The sequence below is a fragment of the Ilumatobacter sp. genome (genome assembly GCF_965215205.1).
GTDB lineage: Bacteria > Actinomycetota > Acidimicrobiia > Acidimicrobiales > Ilumatobacteraceae > Ilumatobacter_A.
On the sequence record NZ_OZ244049.1, the window covers coordinates 2,419,866 to 2,434,611 of the forward strand.

Annotated in this window: 15 protein-coding genes; 2 read left to right on the plus strand and 13 right to left on the minus strand. The window is 72.4% G+C overall.

Going from position 1 to position 14,746, the window contains the following annotated elements:
* Positions 1 to 22: 22 nt before the first annotated feature.
* The 7 genes from ACOOHC_RS11380 to rpsP form a co-directional block, all read right to left on the minus strand.
* Positions 23 to 844, minus strand: coding sequence for an enoyl-CoA hydratase/isomerase family protein (locus ACOOHC_RS11380; RefSeq protein WP_420450524.1), 822 nt, complete (start codon positions 842 to 844; stop codon positions 23 to 25).
* A gap of 165 nt (positions 845 to 1,009) precedes the next feature.
* Complete coding sequence (locus tag ACOOHC_RS11385; RefSeq protein ID WP_420450525.1) at positions 1,010 to 1,378, minus strand: YraN family protein; 369 nt, start codon at positions 1,376 to 1,378, stop codon at positions 1,010 to 1,012.
* An 88-nt stretch (positions 1,379 to 1,466) separates the two neighbouring features.
* A complete protein-coding gene (gene rplS / locus ACOOHC_RS11390) occupies positions 1,467 to 1,814 on the minus strand; it encodes a 50S ribosomal protein L19 (RefSeq protein ID WP_420450526.1) in 348 nt (115 codons plus the stop codon).
* 54 nt (positions 1,815 to 1,868) lie between these two features.
* Positions 1,869 to 2,678 (minus strand): tRNA (guanosine(37)-N1)-methyltransferase TrmD, encoded by an 810-nt coding sequence (trmD, locus tag ACOOHC_RS11395; protein ID WP_420450527.1) that lies wholly within the window; start codon positions 2,676 to 2,678, stop codon positions 1,869 to 1,871.
* Entirely contained in the window at positions 2,675 to 3,295 is a 621-nt protein-coding gene (locus ACOOHC_RS11400) for a ribosome maturation factor RimM (protein ID WP_420453792.1), read from the minus strand. Before ACOOHC_RS11400 ends, trmD begins: the two co-directional genes overlap by 4 nt.
* On the minus strand, positions 3,292 to 3,546 hold the full coding sequence (locus ACOOHC_RS11405; protein WP_420450528.1) for a KH domain-containing protein: 255 nt from the start codon (positions 3,544 to 3,546) through the stop codon (positions 3,292 to 3,294). Before ACOOHC_RS11405 ends, ACOOHC_RS11400 begins: the two co-directional genes overlap by 4 nt.
* Complete coding sequence (gene rpsP, locus ACOOHC_RS11410; protein ID WP_420450529.1) at positions 3,543 to 3,815, minus strand: 30S ribosomal protein S16; 273 nt, start codon at positions 3,813 to 3,815, stop codon at positions 3,543 to 3,545. Before rpsP ends, ACOOHC_RS11405 begins: the two co-directional genes overlap by 4 nt.
* A gap of 168 nt (positions 3,816 to 3,983) precedes the next feature.
* On the opposite strand from rpsP, the gene ACOOHC_RS11415 reads away from it, so the two are divergent.
* Positions 3,984 to 5,753: an SLC13 family permease gene (locus ACOOHC_RS11415; protein ID WP_420450530.1), complete on the plus strand. Its 1,770-nt coding sequence runs from the start codon at positions 3,984 to 3,986 to the stop codon at positions 5,751 to 5,753.
* A 27-nt stretch (positions 5,754 to 5,780) separates the two neighbouring features.
* Here ACOOHC_RS11415 and ffh read toward each other — a convergent pair whose 3' ends face one another.
* Positions 5,781 to 7,241: a signal recognition particle protein gene (gene ffh, locus ACOOHC_RS11420; RefSeq protein WP_420450531.1), complete on the minus strand. Its 1,461-nt coding sequence runs from the start codon at positions 7,239 to 7,241 to the stop codon at positions 5,781 to 5,783.
* 93 nt (positions 7,242 to 7,334) lie between these two features.
* On the opposite strand from ffh, the gene ACOOHC_RS11425 reads away from it, so the two are divergent.
* Entirely contained in the window at positions 7,335 to 7,814 is a 480-nt protein-coding gene (locus ACOOHC_RS11425; protein ID WP_420450532.1) for a pyridoxamine 5'-phosphate oxidase family protein, read from the plus strand.
* A gap of 84 nt (positions 7,815 to 7,898) precedes the next feature.
* Here the strand turns inward: ACOOHC_RS11425 and ftsY are convergent, their stop codons facing one another.
* The 5 genes from ftsY to ACOOHC_RS11450 form a co-directional block, all read right to left on the minus strand.
* Positions 7,899 to 9,101 (minus strand): signal recognition particle-docking protein FtsY, encoded by a 1,203-nt coding sequence (gene ftsY, locus ACOOHC_RS11430; RefSeq protein ID WP_420450533.1) that lies wholly within the window; start codon positions 9,099 to 9,101, stop codon positions 7,899 to 7,901.
* A gap of 265 nt (positions 9,102 to 9,366) precedes the next feature.
* Positions 9,367 to 12,843: a chromosome segregation protein SMC gene (smc, locus tag ACOOHC_RS11435; RefSeq protein WP_420450534.1), complete on the minus strand. Its 3,477-nt coding sequence runs from the start codon at positions 12,841 to 12,843 to the stop codon at positions 9,367 to 9,369.
* An 81-nt stretch (positions 12,844 to 12,924) separates the two neighbouring features.
* Positions 12,925 to 13,761 carry a bifunctional DNA-formamidopyrimidine glycosylase/DNA-(apurinic or apyrimidinic site) lyase gene (mutM, locus tag ACOOHC_RS11440; protein WP_420450535.1) on the minus strand — a complete coding sequence of 279 codons (837 nt, stop codon included), beginning with the start codon at positions 13,759 to 13,761 and terminating at the stop codon, positions 12,925 to 12,927.
* Positions 13,761 to 14,435 carry a ribonuclease III gene (rnc, locus tag ACOOHC_RS11445; protein WP_420450536.1) on the minus strand — a complete coding sequence of 225 codons (675 nt, stop codon included), beginning with the start codon at positions 14,433 to 14,435 and terminating at the stop codon, positions 13,761 to 13,763. Before rnc ends, mutM begins: the two co-directional genes overlap by 1 nt.
* 5 nt (positions 14,436 to 14,440) lie before the next feature.
* Positions 14,441 to 14,737: an acyl carrier protein gene (locus ACOOHC_RS11450; RefSeq protein ID WP_420450537.1), complete on the minus strand. Its 297-nt coding sequence runs from the start codon at positions 14,735 to 14,737 to the stop codon at positions 14,441 to 14,443.
* Between the last annotated feature and the right edge of the window lie 9 nt (positions 14,738 to 14,746).

Genomic DNA, 14,746 nt, shown 5'->3' on the forward strand with positions numbered 1-14,746 from the left:
GTCGGGTGCACCCCCGCGACGGTCAGCGCCCGGTGAACTCCGGTGGGCGCTTCTCGACGAACGCCCTCATCGCCTCGGCCGTGTCACGGGTGGAGAAGTTGACGGTCTGGGACAGCCCCTCGTCGTCGAGCGCCTCCTCGAGGGTCACGTTCATCGAGTTGTTCAGCAGGCGCTTGGTCATCGCGAGGGCGATCGGCGGCCCCGACGCGAGGCGCGTCGCCCACTCCGCCACCGAGGCGTCGAGATCACCGCTCGGTACGACCCGGTTGACGAGCCCGATCGCCTCGGCCTCCTTCGCGTCGATGATGTCGGCCAGCAGAGCGAGCTCCTTCGCCTTGTGCAGCCCGACGCGGCGTGGCAGGAGGAACGATCCGCCGAAGTCGACGCTCAGGCCCCGTCGGGCGAAGATCTCCGAGAAGCGGGCGGTCTCGTCGGCGACCAGCAGGTCGCACGACAGCGCCATGTTCATCCCGGCGCCGACGGCGATCCCGCTGACCTTCGCGATCGTCGGCTGCGGGAGGCGGTTGAGCGTCAGGCAGATGTCGGTGATGTCGCGCATCGACGCGAGCTGGTGCTTCGGCGGCGCCGCCTCGGCCTCGCCGCCCGCCGACCTCGCCGACTCGTCCATCCCCCCGACATCGGCTCCGGAGCAGAAGTCGCCGCCCGCCCCGGTGAGCACCATCACGCGGTCGCTGGTGCTGTCGCCGACCTCGCGGAAGACGTCGAGCAGCTCGCCCCACATGATCGAGTTCGCGGCGTTCTTGCGGTGCGGCCGGTTCATCGTGACGGTCACGATCCCCTCGTCTCGCTCGACGATCAGGGTCTCTCGGGTGTCGGTCGTCATGGTCCGCGACGATACTGACGACGATGGGCTACGACCCGCATCGGAAGTTCCACGCCCGACCGGGCGACTACGTCCTCGTCGCGCTCGCCGTCGCCGTCGCGCTCGGGCTCGTGGCGTGGGCGTTCCTCGGGTGACCCGATGGCCGGGATGCGATCCGGCGGGCGCTCAGAACGCCGCCTCGATGACGTCGAGTCGGGTCCCGGTCACCGTGACGACGTCGAACCGGATGCGCTGCGGGCGCGGTCGCCGGCCGTCGAGCCACTCCAGCGCCAGGGTCCGGATCCGCCGCTGCTTGTCCGGGCCGACGGCGGCGGCCGCCGGGCCGTAGCGATCCGTGCGCCGGGCCTTCACCTCGCAGAATGCGACGACGCCCCCGCCCTCCACCACCAGATCCAGCTCGCCGGTCGACGTGCGCCAGTTGCGGTCGAGGATCCGGTAGCCGTTGCGCCGGTAGTGCGCCTCGGCGAGGTCCTCCCCCCAGCGCCCCCGTGCCAGGTTGGATCGGTCGACGTCTCGGTCGTCGTGCGCGGCCATGGTCACCTCCGTCGTTCGTGGACGAGGGCCCTCGGGCCGAGTGGGGCGCCGAGGCGCCGGCGTGGTCGGGAGCGCAGCCCGACGAGCGTCAGAAGTCGCGCTTCTCGCGGATCTTGGCGGCCTTGCCCCGCCGGTCGCGCAGGTAGTACAGCTTCGCACGCCGGACGTCGCCCCGCTTGACGAGCTCGATCTTCTGCACCGTCGGGGCGTGGAGCGGGAACGTCCTCTCGACTCCGACGCCGTAGCTCAGCTTGCGCACGGTGTACGTCTCCTGCAGCCCGCCACCCTGGCGGGCGATCACGTCACCCTGGAAGATCTGGACGCGCTCCTTGCCGCCCTCGACGACGCGGACGTGCACCTTGAGCTCGTCACCGGCCTGGAAGTCGGGGATGTCGTCGCGGAGCGAGTCGTTGTCGATGAAGTCGGTGGCGTGCATGGCGAGTACCTGCTGGGTTCGAGTCGAGGGGCGCGACCCGGCGGTCGCGGCCGGTCAATGATACGGGTCGGCGGCGAACTCTTCCAACAACGTCGCGTCGGCGTCGTCGAGCCCGCCGCGCTCCTCGATCAGATCGGGCCGCGCCCGCAGGGTGCGGTGCAGTCGCTGGGCTCGGCGGTACCGCTCGATGCGGGCGTGGTCACCGCTCAGCAGGACGTCCGGCACCGGGTGCCCACGGAAGTCGGCGGGGCGGGTGTACTGCGGCTCCTCGAGCAACCCCGACGACCCGAAGCTCTCCGTGAGCGGGCTGATCGGGTTCCCCATCGCCCCGTCGCGCAGCCGGGTGACCGCCTCGACGACCAGGCACGCACCCACCTCGCCCCCGCTGAGGACGACATCGCCCACGCTGATCTCCTCGTCGACGAGGTAGGCGACGACGCGCTGGTCCACGCCCTCGTAGCGCCCGCACAGGAGGCTGAACCCGTCGAGCCCGGACAGGCGCTCGACCTCTCGCTGGTCGAGCCGCCGTCCACCCGGGCTGAGCAGGATCAGCGGCCGCGGAGGGTCGACCGCCTCGACGGCGGCGAAGATCGGTTCCGGCTTCATCACCATGCCGGCTCCGCCCCCGAACGGGGAGTCGTCGACGCTGCGATGGGGATCGGTGGCTGCGTCGCGCACGTCGTGGCAGCGCAGGTCGAGCACCCCCGATGCGCGCGCCCGACCCAACGTGCTCGCCGAGCAGAAGTCGGCCACCACCGACGGGAAGATGCTGAACACGTCGATGCGCAGAGGTCCCGGCGCATCGGTCGGGTCCGTCGACGCCGCCGATCCCGGATGCCCCGACGTCGACGCGCCGTTCGTCATCGCCCGAGCTCGGGCCCGGCCTGCTCGGAGCCCTCGGCGGCGGCGCCTCCGGGGTCGACCGCACCGGTGTCGTGATCGCCGGGCGCCGACGCGTCGCTGGTGCGCAGCTCGAACAGCCCCGGGGGAGCGTCGATGCCGATGACGCCGTCGGAGATCGCCGTGACGAAGGTGGCGGGGACGAGGTCACCGGTGTCGAGCTCGATCAGCTCCGACGCCGGGTTGTCGAGCACCGCGACGCAGATCCCCCGCTCGGTGCCGTCCCGGTCGACGACCGCGAGACCGATCATCTCGTGGACCCACAGCGCCGAGGGGTCGTCGATCGGCGCGGCGAACAGCGCGACGTTCGTCCAGCGCTCGGCTTCGGTGCGATCGTCGATCCCGTCGAACCGGGCGATGATGCGACCTCTGCCCGCCGTCCGGCTGGAGCGGACCGTGAGCACCTCGCCGCCGCCGAACAGCTGCGAGCCGGCGTCGACGCGATCGGTCCGGTCGGTCGTGAGCTGGACGAAGAGATCGCCCTTGAGGCCGTGCGGGCGGCGCAGGTGCCCGACCGCCAGCCACCCCGACGGGGGCTCGGTCCGACGACGGGACCGGGGGGCGCGATCGGATGCGCTCAGTCGAGGAACTCGATGTCGATCTCGATGTCGTCCTTGCTGGCGGCCGCACGGGTGACCGTGCGGATGCTGGCGGCGGTGCGCCCGCGGCGACCGATGACGCGACCGAGGTCGCCGTCGCCGACGCGCACGTTCAGCGCGGTGCGCTGACCCGACTCGTCGACCTCGACGGTGACGGCGTCGGGATCGTCGACGATCGAGCGGACGATGTGCTCGAGGACGGAGACGGCGGTGGGAGCGACGTCGTCGCTCACTTCGCGCCCTTGGAGGCCTCGAACTGCTCCATCGCTCCGGAGATCGTGATGATCTTGGCGACGCGCTCGGTGGGCTGGGCGCCCTGGCTCAGCCACTTGACGATCTTGTCGTTGTCGACGTTGATCAGCGAGGGCTCCTCGCGCGGGTTGTACTGACCCAGGATCTCGATGAAGCGGCCGTCGCGGGGCGAGCGCGCGTCAGCGGCCACGATGCGGTACTGGGGCTGCTTCGTCTTGCCCACACGGGTGAGGCGCAGTTTGACTGCCATCTTGATCGTCACTCCTGGTCTGATTCGAGAACGACGGAAGGCTAGCGGGACCCCCGTCGTTAACCTCGGCTCGATGTCCACCGCCGGGCGCGCGCCGAGGCCGCCGACCTGCGTCGACCCCGGTCGGAGCGGGTCGAGCACCCCCACCCGCCGGCGACGGGGGCGTCGGTGAGCCTCGACGCCTGGCTCACGCTCGTCGTGCTGGGAGCGGCCGTCGTCGCCCTCGTCGCCGATCGCTTCGCGCCGGTGATCGTGTTCGGCGCCGCCCTCGGCGCGCTGGTCCTGGCGGACGTGATCGAGCCCTCGCTCGCGCTGTCGGGGCTGTCGAGCCCGGCGCCGGCGACGATCGCCGCGCTCTACGTGCTCGCCGGAGCAGCGACCGCGACCGGCACCTTCTCCGACCTGGTCGACCGCACCCTGGGGCGCGGCTCGCTGCTCGCCCTGTGCGCGGGGACGGCCGCGCTCTCGTCGGTGGTGCCGAACACCCCGCTCGTCGCGATGTTCGCCCCCCGCGTCGTGCGGTGGTGCCAGCGCCACGGCGACAGCGCCTCGCGCTACCTGCTCCCGCTGTCGTTCGCGAGCATCCTGGGCGGGGTCGTCACCCTGATCGGCACGTCGACCAACCTCGTCGTGTCCGACCTCCTGGAGCGCTCGGGCGAACCCGCGCTCGGCGTGTTCGAGATCACGGTCGTCGGGCTCCCGGTGGCGATCGTCGGGGTCGTGGTGCTCTCGACCATCGGCCGTCGGCTGCTCCCCGATCGGGTCCCGGCGTCGGCCGATCTGGGTCGGCGCGCCCGGGAGTTCCAGATGGCGGCGAGCGTCGAGGCCGACGGCCCCCTCGTGGGCCGGTCGATCGCCGAATCGGGGCTGCGCCACCTGGACGGGGTGTTCCTCGCTCTCGTCGAGCGCGACGGCGTGGACCACGACCGGGCGACCGCGCTCGCCGCCTCACCCTCGACGGTCCTCGAGGCCGGAGACGTCTGCTGCTTCGTCGGCGACCTCGCCCGGGTCATCGACCTCCACGACCTCGACGGGCTGACCGCGACCGAGCACGCGCACGTGCTGCGAGCCCAGGGAGCCGGCACCCGGGTGTTCGAGGCCGTCGTGGCGCCCCTGTCGGGCCTCGTCGGCGAGACGTTGCGCTCGGCGGAGTTCCGCAGCCGGTACAGCGGGGCGGTGATGGCGATCCACCGGGCGGACGGCGCGCTCGGCGGCCAGCTCGGCCGCATCACGCTGCGGGCGGGCGACGTCCTGCTCGTGCTGGCCGACGACTCCTTCGGTGGACGGTGGCGTGGTCACGCCGACTTCTCGCTGGTCGCGGCGGTCGACGAGCCCCCGCCGCTGCGGCGGGACCGGTCGTGGCTCGTGGTGGCGACCACGATCGGTGTCGTGGCGGTCGCCGCGGCCGGTCTGCTGACGCTGTTCGAGTCGGCGATGGTCGGCGCCGCGGTCGTGGTCGGCGGCGGCGCCATCTCCGCCCGCGAGGGCTGGCGAGCGATCGACCTGAACGTGCTGCTGACGATGGCCGCCGCGATCAGCCTCGGAGCGGGGGTCGCCGAGAGCGGGCTCGCCGCCGAGATCGCCGGCCTCGTCGGCAGCGCCGCCGGGGTGGGCCTCGGCGACGTCGGCCTGGTGGCCGTGGTGATGCTGGCCACGATCGCGCTGACCGAGCTGCTCACGAACACCGCGGCGGCAGCGGTGATGATCCCGGTCGCCCTGTCGGTCGCGACCGATGCCGGAGCCGAGCCGCGGATGCTGGCGATCGCCGTGCTGATCGGCGCGTCGTGCTCGTTCCTGTCACCGGTGGGCTACCAGACGAACCTCATGGTGTTCGGGCTCGGCGGCTACCGGTTCGGCGACTTCGCCCGGGTCGGTGCACCGCTCACGGCCGTCGCGGTGCTGAGCTCGGCCGCCGTGCTCCCGGTGGCGTTCGGCTAGCTCGCGCACCCGGCCGGAGCCCGGCGGTCAGCTCGGACCGGAGCGGCCGCCGAGCCCGGGCATCGGAGGCATCCCGGGCAGGTCGATGCCCGCCGCTGCCGGGTCGAACCCGGGCGGGAGGCCGGCGGGTCGGCGGGCCCCCTTGCCCTTCCTCCCCTTCTTGCCCTTCTTGCCCTTGCGCGCTCCGGGAGCGCCGCCGCCCCCGCCGAGCACCCCCATCTTGCGCATCATCTTCTGCATCTCGTCGAACTGCTTGACGAGGCGGTTCACGTCGCCGACCGAGGTCCCCGAGCCGGTCGCGATGCGCTGGCGGCGGCTGCCGTTGATCACCTTCGGGAAGGTGCGCTCCTCCATCGTCATCGAGCGGATGATCGCCTCGATCGGCTTCAGGTCGTCGTCGTCGATGTTCGCGTCCTTCAGCTCCTTGGGGATGCCGGGCATCATCGACATGAGCGAACCGAGCGAGCCCATCTTCTTGATCTGCTGCATCTGCTCGAGGAAGTCGTCGAGGGTGAACTGGCCCTCCATCAGCTTCGCGGCGGCCTGCTCGGCCTGATCGGCCTCGAACGCTCGCTCGGCCTGCTCGATCAGGGTGAGCACGTCGCCCATGCCGAGGATCCGCCCCGCCATGCGGTCCGGGTGGAACTGCTCGAACTCGTTGATCTTCTCCCCGGTCGAGGCGAACGCGATCGGGCGGCCGATGACCTCCTTCACCGACAGCGCGGCGCCGCCGCGGGCGTCGCCGTCCATCTTCGACATGATCACGCCGTCGATCTGGAGCGTCTCGTGGAACGCCTCGGCGGTCTGCACCGCGTCCTGGCCGGTCATCGCGTCGATGACGAGGAAGGTGTAGTCGGGGTCGACGGCCCCCGAGATGAGCCGGACCTGCTCCATCATCTCGGTGTCGATCGACAGGCGGCCGGCGGTGTCGACGATCAGGACGTCTCGACCGAGCCGCTTGGCCTCCTCGAGGCCACGGTGCGCCGTGAGCACCGGGTCCTCGGGATCGGAGAAGACGGGGACGTCGATCTGCGCACCGAGGGTTCTCAGCTGCTCGACCGCGGCCGGGCGCTGGAGATCGGCACCGACCAGCAGCGGCTGGCGACCCTGGGCCTTGAACCAGGAGGCCAGCTTGGCCGAGTTGGTCGTCTTGCCCGAGCCCTGCAGCCCGGCCATCAGCACGACGGTCGGCGGCTTGGACGAGTACTGGATCGAGAGCGTCTCGCCGCCCAGCGCCCGGGTGAGCTCGTCGTTGACCGCCTTCACCACCTGCTGGCCGGGGTCGAGCGACTGCGACCGGCTGGCGCCGATCGCGTGCTCGCGGATCCGGTTGCACACCGATCGGACGACGGTGACGTTGACGTCGGCCTCCAGGAGCGCCGTGCGGATCTCCTTCATCACCTCGTCGACGTCGGCTTCGGTGAGGCGGCCCTTGCCCCGCATCTTCTTGACGATGCCTTCGAGCCGGCCGGACAGGTTGTCGAACATACGGATCCGAGGTTACCGGTCCGCCGCGGCGCGAACCCGTGAGCGGGCCGGTGCGGCTCGTTTGAGCGCGAGGGCGAACGGACACGGTGGGCCATGAGCGATTCCTCACCCCGTCCGCTGTCCGACCTCCTGGAGGGCGGCACGACCCTGATGGTCGCCACTCGCGAGCCGGACGGGACCGTGGGGTCACGCCCCCTGACCGTCGCCGAGGTCGACGGCGACACCATCTCGATGCTGATCGACTCGACCGCCGACTGGGCGATGCACCTGAGTGACGGCGACTGGGTGCTCGCCACCCTCAGCGACACCCGCGACAACGACTACGCGACGATGACGGGTCGGCTCACCACCACCTCCGATCCCGCCACGATCGACCGGCTGTGGAGCCCGTTCGCCGGCGCGTACTTCGACGAGGGGCGCGAATCGCCCGAGATCCTGGTGCTGCGGATCGGTGTCGATGAGGGCAGCTACTGGGACTCCCCTTCCGGGCGCATCGGGTCGCTGATCTCGCTCGTGCGGGCGAAGGTCGGCGACGGCGAGGACGCCGGCGACCACGGCGAGCTGTCGGTCTAGGCCGTCGCCCCCGGGCGGTCCCGTCATCGGGCCGCGCCGGGGGCGTCCCGAACCCTCGCGCCGGATGGTCGGGGGCGGGCTCGGTCAGCCGCGCTCGAACAGCGCGCCCACGAACTCGTCCGGATCGAACGGGATCAGGTCGCCGATCGTCTCACCGATCCCGACGAGCTTGACCGGGATGCCGAGATCGGTCTCGATCGCGAACACGATCCCCCCCTTCGCCGAGCCGTCGAGCTTGGTCAGCACGACCCCGGTCACGTCGGTGGCCTCGTTGAACTCGCGCGCCTGGATCAGGCCGTTCTGCCCCGTCGTCGCGTCGATGACGAGCAGGGTCTCGGTGACCTCGCCGGCGCCCTTCTCCGCGACGCGGCGGACCTTGCGCAGCTCGTCCATCAGGTTCGACTTGGTGTGCAGGCGGCCGGCGGTGTCGGCCATCACCAGGTCGATGTCGCGCGAGGCGGCGCGCTCGACGCCGTCGAACACGACCGAGCTGGGGTCTCCCCCTTCGGCGCCCCGCACGAACTCGGCGCCGGCGCGCTCGGCCCAGGTCTGGAGCTGCTCGGCAGCCGCCGCGCGGAACGTGTCACCGGCTGCGAGCAGGACCGTTCGCCCATCGAGCGCCTGCTGGTTCGCGAGCTTGCCGATCGTGGTCGTCTTGCCGACCCCGTTCACGCCGACGAACATCCACACGCCCGGCTCGCCCGCCGCCCGCGGCGCCAGCGCCAGCGATCGGTCGCTCGAGCGGAGCCGACCGACCATCTCCGCCTGGAGCGCGTCGAGGAGCTCGGAGGGCTCGGTGATCTCCTTCGACGCGACCCTGGCGCGCAAGCCCTCGAGCAGCTCGTCGGTGATCGACACCCCGACGTCCGCGCGCAGCAGGGCCTCCTCGAGGTCCTCGAAGCTCTCCTCGGTGATCGACCCGCGCCCGAGGACGCCCGAGATGGCTCCGGCGAAGGTCGAGCGCGCCTTCGCGAGGCGGTCGCGCAGCGTGCCGGGGGGCGGCTCGTCGATCTCGACGACCTCGACCTCGGGTTCGACGACGTCGGTGCCGGTGGCGCCCGCCTCGGCGGGCGCGGTCGTGTCGGGTGGCGCGGTGCCGTCGGCGGTGCGCTCCTCGAGGATCGTCCCCGACGATGCGTCACCCGCCGCCGACGGAGGCCGCTCGATCGTGCGCGACGAGGCATCGGGCAGGCCGCCCGAGCTCCGGCGGTTGGCGACGACGACACCGATCCCGAAGACCAGCACCAGTCCGATCGCTACGAGCAGTCCGATCTCCACAGCACCCATCGCCGCCGACGCTACCCGGTCACCCGTCCCGCTCGACCCGGCCGAGTACGCATCCCGTCAGACGCCAGAGGTACTCGAGTACCGATCCCGTCAGACGCCAGAGGTACTCGGTCAGACGCCCAGAGGTGCTCGAGTACCGATCCCGTCAGACGCCAGAGGTACTCGGTCAGACGCCAGAGGTGCTCGAGTACCGATTCCGTCTGACGCCGAGAGCACGTGGAGGCGACCGCGGGTCGGGGAGCGTCGACGCACGCGGCGCGACGGGTCAGGTGCGGGCGGCGACGGAGTCGGTGCGCTCGGTGACGACCTTGCTGCTGCCGCCCGGCTGCATGCTCACACCGAGCAGGCAGTCGCCGGCCTCCATCGTCCGCTTCTGGTGCGAGACCACGATCAGCTGGGCGTCGCGCCGGAACTCCTGGATCAGCCCCAGGAACCGGTGCAGGTTGACGTCGTCGAGTGCGGCCTCGACCTCGTCCATCACGTAGAACGGCGACGGGCGCGACCGGAAGACGGCGAACAGGTAGGCGAGGGCGGTCAGGCTGCGCTCGCCTCCCGACAGCAGCGACAGCTTCTTCACGTTCTTCCCGCTCGGCTTCGCCTCGACCTCGATGCCCGTGCTCAACAGGTCGTCGGGGTGGGTGAGCTCGAGCTTGCCCTTGCCGCCGGGGAACAGCAGGCCGAAGAGCTCGGTGAAGTTGGCTGCCACGTCGGAGAAGGCCGAGGCGAACACGTTCTGGATCTCGGCGTCGACGGCCGCGATCACCCGGGCGAGGTCACGCCGCGTCGAGCGCACGTCGTCGAGCTGCTCCTCGAGGAAGGCGTGCCGCGTCTGCAGCTCGGTGAACTCCTCGAGCGCCAGCGGGTTGATCGGCCCGAGCAGGCGCAGCTCGCGCTCGAGCTCGCGGACCCGTCCGGCGGGGGTGGCACCCTCGGGGATCTCGGGCATCGTGGCGGCCTCGGCGACGGAGGGCTCGACGTCGAGATCGCCGCGCAGCGTCTCGATCGCCTGCTCGAGGCGCAGCTTCGCCTCGGCCTCCTCGATCTCGGCCCGGCGCGCCCGCTCACGGGTCACGTCGAGCGACCGCTCGCGCTCGGCGCGCCGAGACCGCAACCCGTCGAGCTCGCCCGTCAGCGCACGCACCTCGTCGCTCTGGCGACGCCGCTCGTCGGCGAGCTCCGCGTGGTGCGCTTCGACGACGGACCGCCGGCGCTCGACGAGCGACGCGAGGCGGTCGATCTCGACGATCGAGCGCTCGATCACCTCGCGCCGGTCGGACGCGGCCGCACGGGCCTCCGCGTCGGCCTCGAGCCGACGCTCCGTCTCGGCGATCCGGCGGTCGAGGATCTGGCGGTGCTCCAGCAGACCGGCGTCGCGGACCTCGAGGTCCTTGCGGCGCGACGCCAGCTCGGCGCCGCGCTCGTCGAGCTGCGCTCGCCGCTCGCTGCGCGCCCGCGCTGCGTCGGCCTCGGCGAGCTCCTCCGATTCGAGCCCGGGCAGCAGCGCCTCGAGCTCCTCCATCCGCCGCCGCTGGTCCTGGCCGCTCTCGGTGGCCTCCTCGACGGCCCGGCTCGACGACTCGATGTCGTTGAGGATCTCACGCCGCTCCCCCTGCGCCCGAGCGAGCCCCTCGGAGGCCGCGCTGAGGGTGGCGTCGTTCGCGTCGAGGCGACGGGCGAGCTCCCCCTCGACGTCGGTGGAGCGCGCCAGCTCGGCCGTCGCACCCGCCAGGGCGCGATCGGCGTCCTCCAGCTCGTCGGCCGCGAGCTGCGCCGCGGCGGTCGCCTCGTCGAGCGCGGCGGCGGTGGCCCCCGATCCCGCCGCCCCGACGCGCCACCCGGTCGGACCGAAGCGGTCGCCGTCGCCGGTGACGACCACCGCCGAGGGTCGTTCGATCGCGACGTCGAGGGCGGCCGACACGTCGTCGACGCGCACCGCGCTGCCGAGCAACCCGTCGAGGAGCACGTTCACGTCGTCACGGGCGGACCCGGCGTGGGGACGCACGGGCTCGCCGGTGGGCGGGGTGCCGCGCTGGTCGACGTCCGCGCCGAGCGCGATCACCGCCCCGCTGGTGTCGGAGTCGCGCAGGGCGTCGAGCGCCGAGCGGGCGGCGTCGGGGTCGGCGACGACGACCGCGGTCAGCGATTCGCCGAGCGCGGCCTCGACGGCCCGCTCCCACCCGCCGTCGATCTCGATCAGGTCGAGCAGGGTCCCGAGGACGCCGTCGACGCCCCGGAGCCGCTCGGCCCCCGCTCGTGCTCGGGCCGCGTCGAGCGCCATCTGCAGGGCGTCGACGCGCGCCGTGGCCGACGACGCCGCGTCGGCCGCTCGCGTCCGCCGCGCCTGGGCGGCCTCGACCGAGTCACGAGCGCTCGCGACGGCCTCCTCGACGGCGGCGACCTCGTCGAACAACGGCCCCTCGACGCGCCCGGCCTCGGCGCACTCGCGTCGGAACCGCTCGGCCTCGTCCTCGACGACCGCGAGCCGCTGCTCGAGCTGCGACCTGCGCTCGTGGGCTCGGCGCAGCTCGCCCTCCGTGCGCTCGAGCGCCGCGGCGACCGAGCGCGCCTCGCCGCGCACCTCGGCCGCCGCGCTGGCGGCGAGGGTGGAGGATCGATCACCGTCGCGCTCGAGCGCCTCGTCGCGCTCGGTGCGGAACGCCTCCTCCTCGGCGGCGAGCTCGGCGGCGGCCGGCGCGAAGGTCGCGAGCTCGGCCACGACGTCGCTCAGCTCGGCGGCGAGCCGAGCCGCCTCGGCCTCGAGGTTGGCGACCACGTCGGCGTCGAGCAGCTGCCCCTTGTCGCGCTCGAGCGATCTCCTGCGCTCGGCCAGCACGGCCGAGAGGCCCCGGGCGCGCTCGCGGAGCTGCTCGACGCGCACCAGTCGGTCGCCGATGTCGCTCGCGCCACGGGCGGACAGCTGCGACTCGAGCGCCACGACCGCGGCGTCGAGGGCGGCCAGCTCGCCCTTCAGCTCGCGCTCGGCACCCGACGACTCCGACTTGGTCGCCGCGATCGCCTCCAGGCTCGACCGCAGGCTCGCGATCTGACGCCCGGCGACGAAGGTCCTCAGCTCGCGCAGCTCGACGACGAGCGTCCCGTGGCGCTCGGCGGCCTTGGCCTGGCGCTCGAGCGGGCGGAGCTGGCGCCGCACCTCGCGCAGCAGGTCCTGGACGCGCAGCAGGTTGGCCTCGGTCGCGTCGAGGCGACGCTGCGCCTTCTCCTTGCGCCTGCGGAACTTGAGGACGCCCGCGGCCTCCTCGATGATCGCCCGTCGATCCTCGGGGCGAGCGTTGAGCACCGCGTCGATCTGGCCCTGGCTGACGATGACGTGCTGCTGGCGACCGACGCCGGCGTCGGAGAGCAGCTCCTGGACGTCGAGCAGGCGGCACCCGACGCCGTTGATCATGTACTCCGACTCGCCGGTGCGGAACAGGATCCGGGTGATCGTGATCTCGCTGAGCTCCACCCCGAGGGTGCCGTCGGAGTTGTCGATCGTGATGCTCACCTCGGCTCGCCCGAGCGCGGGGCGCGAGGCGGTGCCGGCGAAGATCACGTCGTCCATCTTCTGGCTGCGCACGGCCTTGGGCGCCTGGGCGCCGAGCACCCACGCCATCGCGTCGACGACGTTGGACTTGCCCGACCCGTTCGGGCCGACCACGACGGTGACCCCGGGTTCGAGCTCCATCGTCGTGGAGTCGGCGAACGACTTGAAGCCCTTCAGGGCGAGGCTCTTCAGGAACACGGCGCATCCAGGGTAACCGTCGGGCGCGAGCCGTCGGGCGACCCCGCACCGACATCGGTCACGACGGATCCCCCGTCGCGGTCACCGCTGGCACCACGGGCAGAAGTGGGTGCTGCGGCCCGCGCTCACGATGCGCCGGATCCACCCGCGCCCGCACGTCGAGCAGCGCTCGCCGGTGCGCCCGTAGACGCGGTGCTCGTGCTGGTACGAGCCGCCGGCGCCGGCGACGTCGACGTACTGCGCGTCGCCGAGCGTCGACCCGCCCGCGTCGATCGCGTCGGAGAGGACGTCGACGACGGCTGCGTGGAGTCGCCACGTCGCTGCCGCGTCGATCGACGAGGCGGCGCGGTGGGGACGCAGCCGCGCCCGGTGGAGGATCTCGTCGCCGTAGATGTTGCCGATCCCCGCGATGACGTGCTGGTCGAGCAGCAAGGGCTTGAGCGCACGCCGCGTGCCGCGCACGATCCGGCGCAGGTGGGCACGCTCGAAGGGCTCGGCGACGGGGTCGACCCCGAGTCGGGCGACCCCCGGCAGCTCGACGTCGATGCGCGCCGGGTCGTAGACGACGACCTCGCCGAAGGTCCGCGGGTCGACGAAGCGCAGCTCGCGACCGTCGTCGAGGTGCATCACGACGTGGGTGTGGAGCGGGCGCTCGGAGCCGCTGCTCGCGAGCAGCACCTGGCCGCTCATCCGCAGGTGGATCATCACGGCGTCGCCCGTGTCGAGGCCGAGGAGCAGGTACTTGCCCCGTCGGTCGGCGTCCGTGACGGTCGCTCCGCGCAGGCCGTGGACGAGAGCGTCGCGCGAGGTGCGTCGAACGACCCGATCGCGACCGACCTCGACGTCGTCGATGCGCCGACCGACCACGTGGCGTGCGAGGCCGCGCCGGACGGTCTCGACCTCGGGCAGCTCCGGCATCAGCCGAGGGCGTCCGTCGCCGCCGTCGCCGCCACCTGCTCGGCACCCTTCTTCGACGTCGCCTCGCCCCGACCGACCACCTCGCCGTCGACGGACACCTCGGCGGCGAACCGCTTGGCGTGATCGGGCCCGGTCGAGGTGACCGCGTACGACGGCGCGCCCGTCCCCCGCCGCGCGCACAGCTCCTGCAGCTCCGTCTTCGGGTCACGACGCACCCGGCCCGCCTCCACCTGCTCGATCAGCGGCGCGACGTGGCGGTGGACGAGGGCGTGGGCCGCCTCGGCACCGCCGTCGAGGTAGACCGCCCCGAGCACCGCCTCGAACGTGTCCGACAGGATCGACGGCTTCGCCGCTCCCCCACCGGCCGCCTCGCCCTTGCCGAGCTTCACGTGGTCACCCAGACCGAGCGTCGTCGCGACCGTCGCGAGGGCACCGGCGTTCACGACCCCGATCCGCAGCAGCGAGAGCCGCCCCTCGTCGACCTCCGGGTGGTCGCCGTACACGATGTCGGCCACCGCCCACCCGAGCACGGCGTCGCCGAGGAACTCCAGGCGCTCGTTGCTCTCGACCGCCCCGTTCTCCGCGCACCAGGAGCGGTGGGCGAGGGCCCGGTCGAGCAGCTCGGGACGCTCGAAGGTGTGCCCGAGGCGTTCGGCGAGCGCTGCGAGGCTCACCTCGATCAGGAGGTGCGCGTGCGCTCGTGCACGTAGTCGACGGCGTCGCGCACCGTCTTCAGGTCCTCGAGGTCCTCGTCGTCGATGCGGAATCCGGACGTCCGCTCGCCGATCTGCTCCTCGAGCGACTCGACGAGCTCGATCAGCGCGAGGGAGTCGGCGTCGAGGTCGTCGACGAAGGAGTCCCCCTCCGAGATCGTCGACGGCTCGATCTCGAGGATGTCCGCCAGGCGGTCCTTCACGATCGCGAGGATCTCCTCCCGACTGATCGGACCGTCCGGCGCGTCTGTGTCCCCTGGCATCGCCCCAGC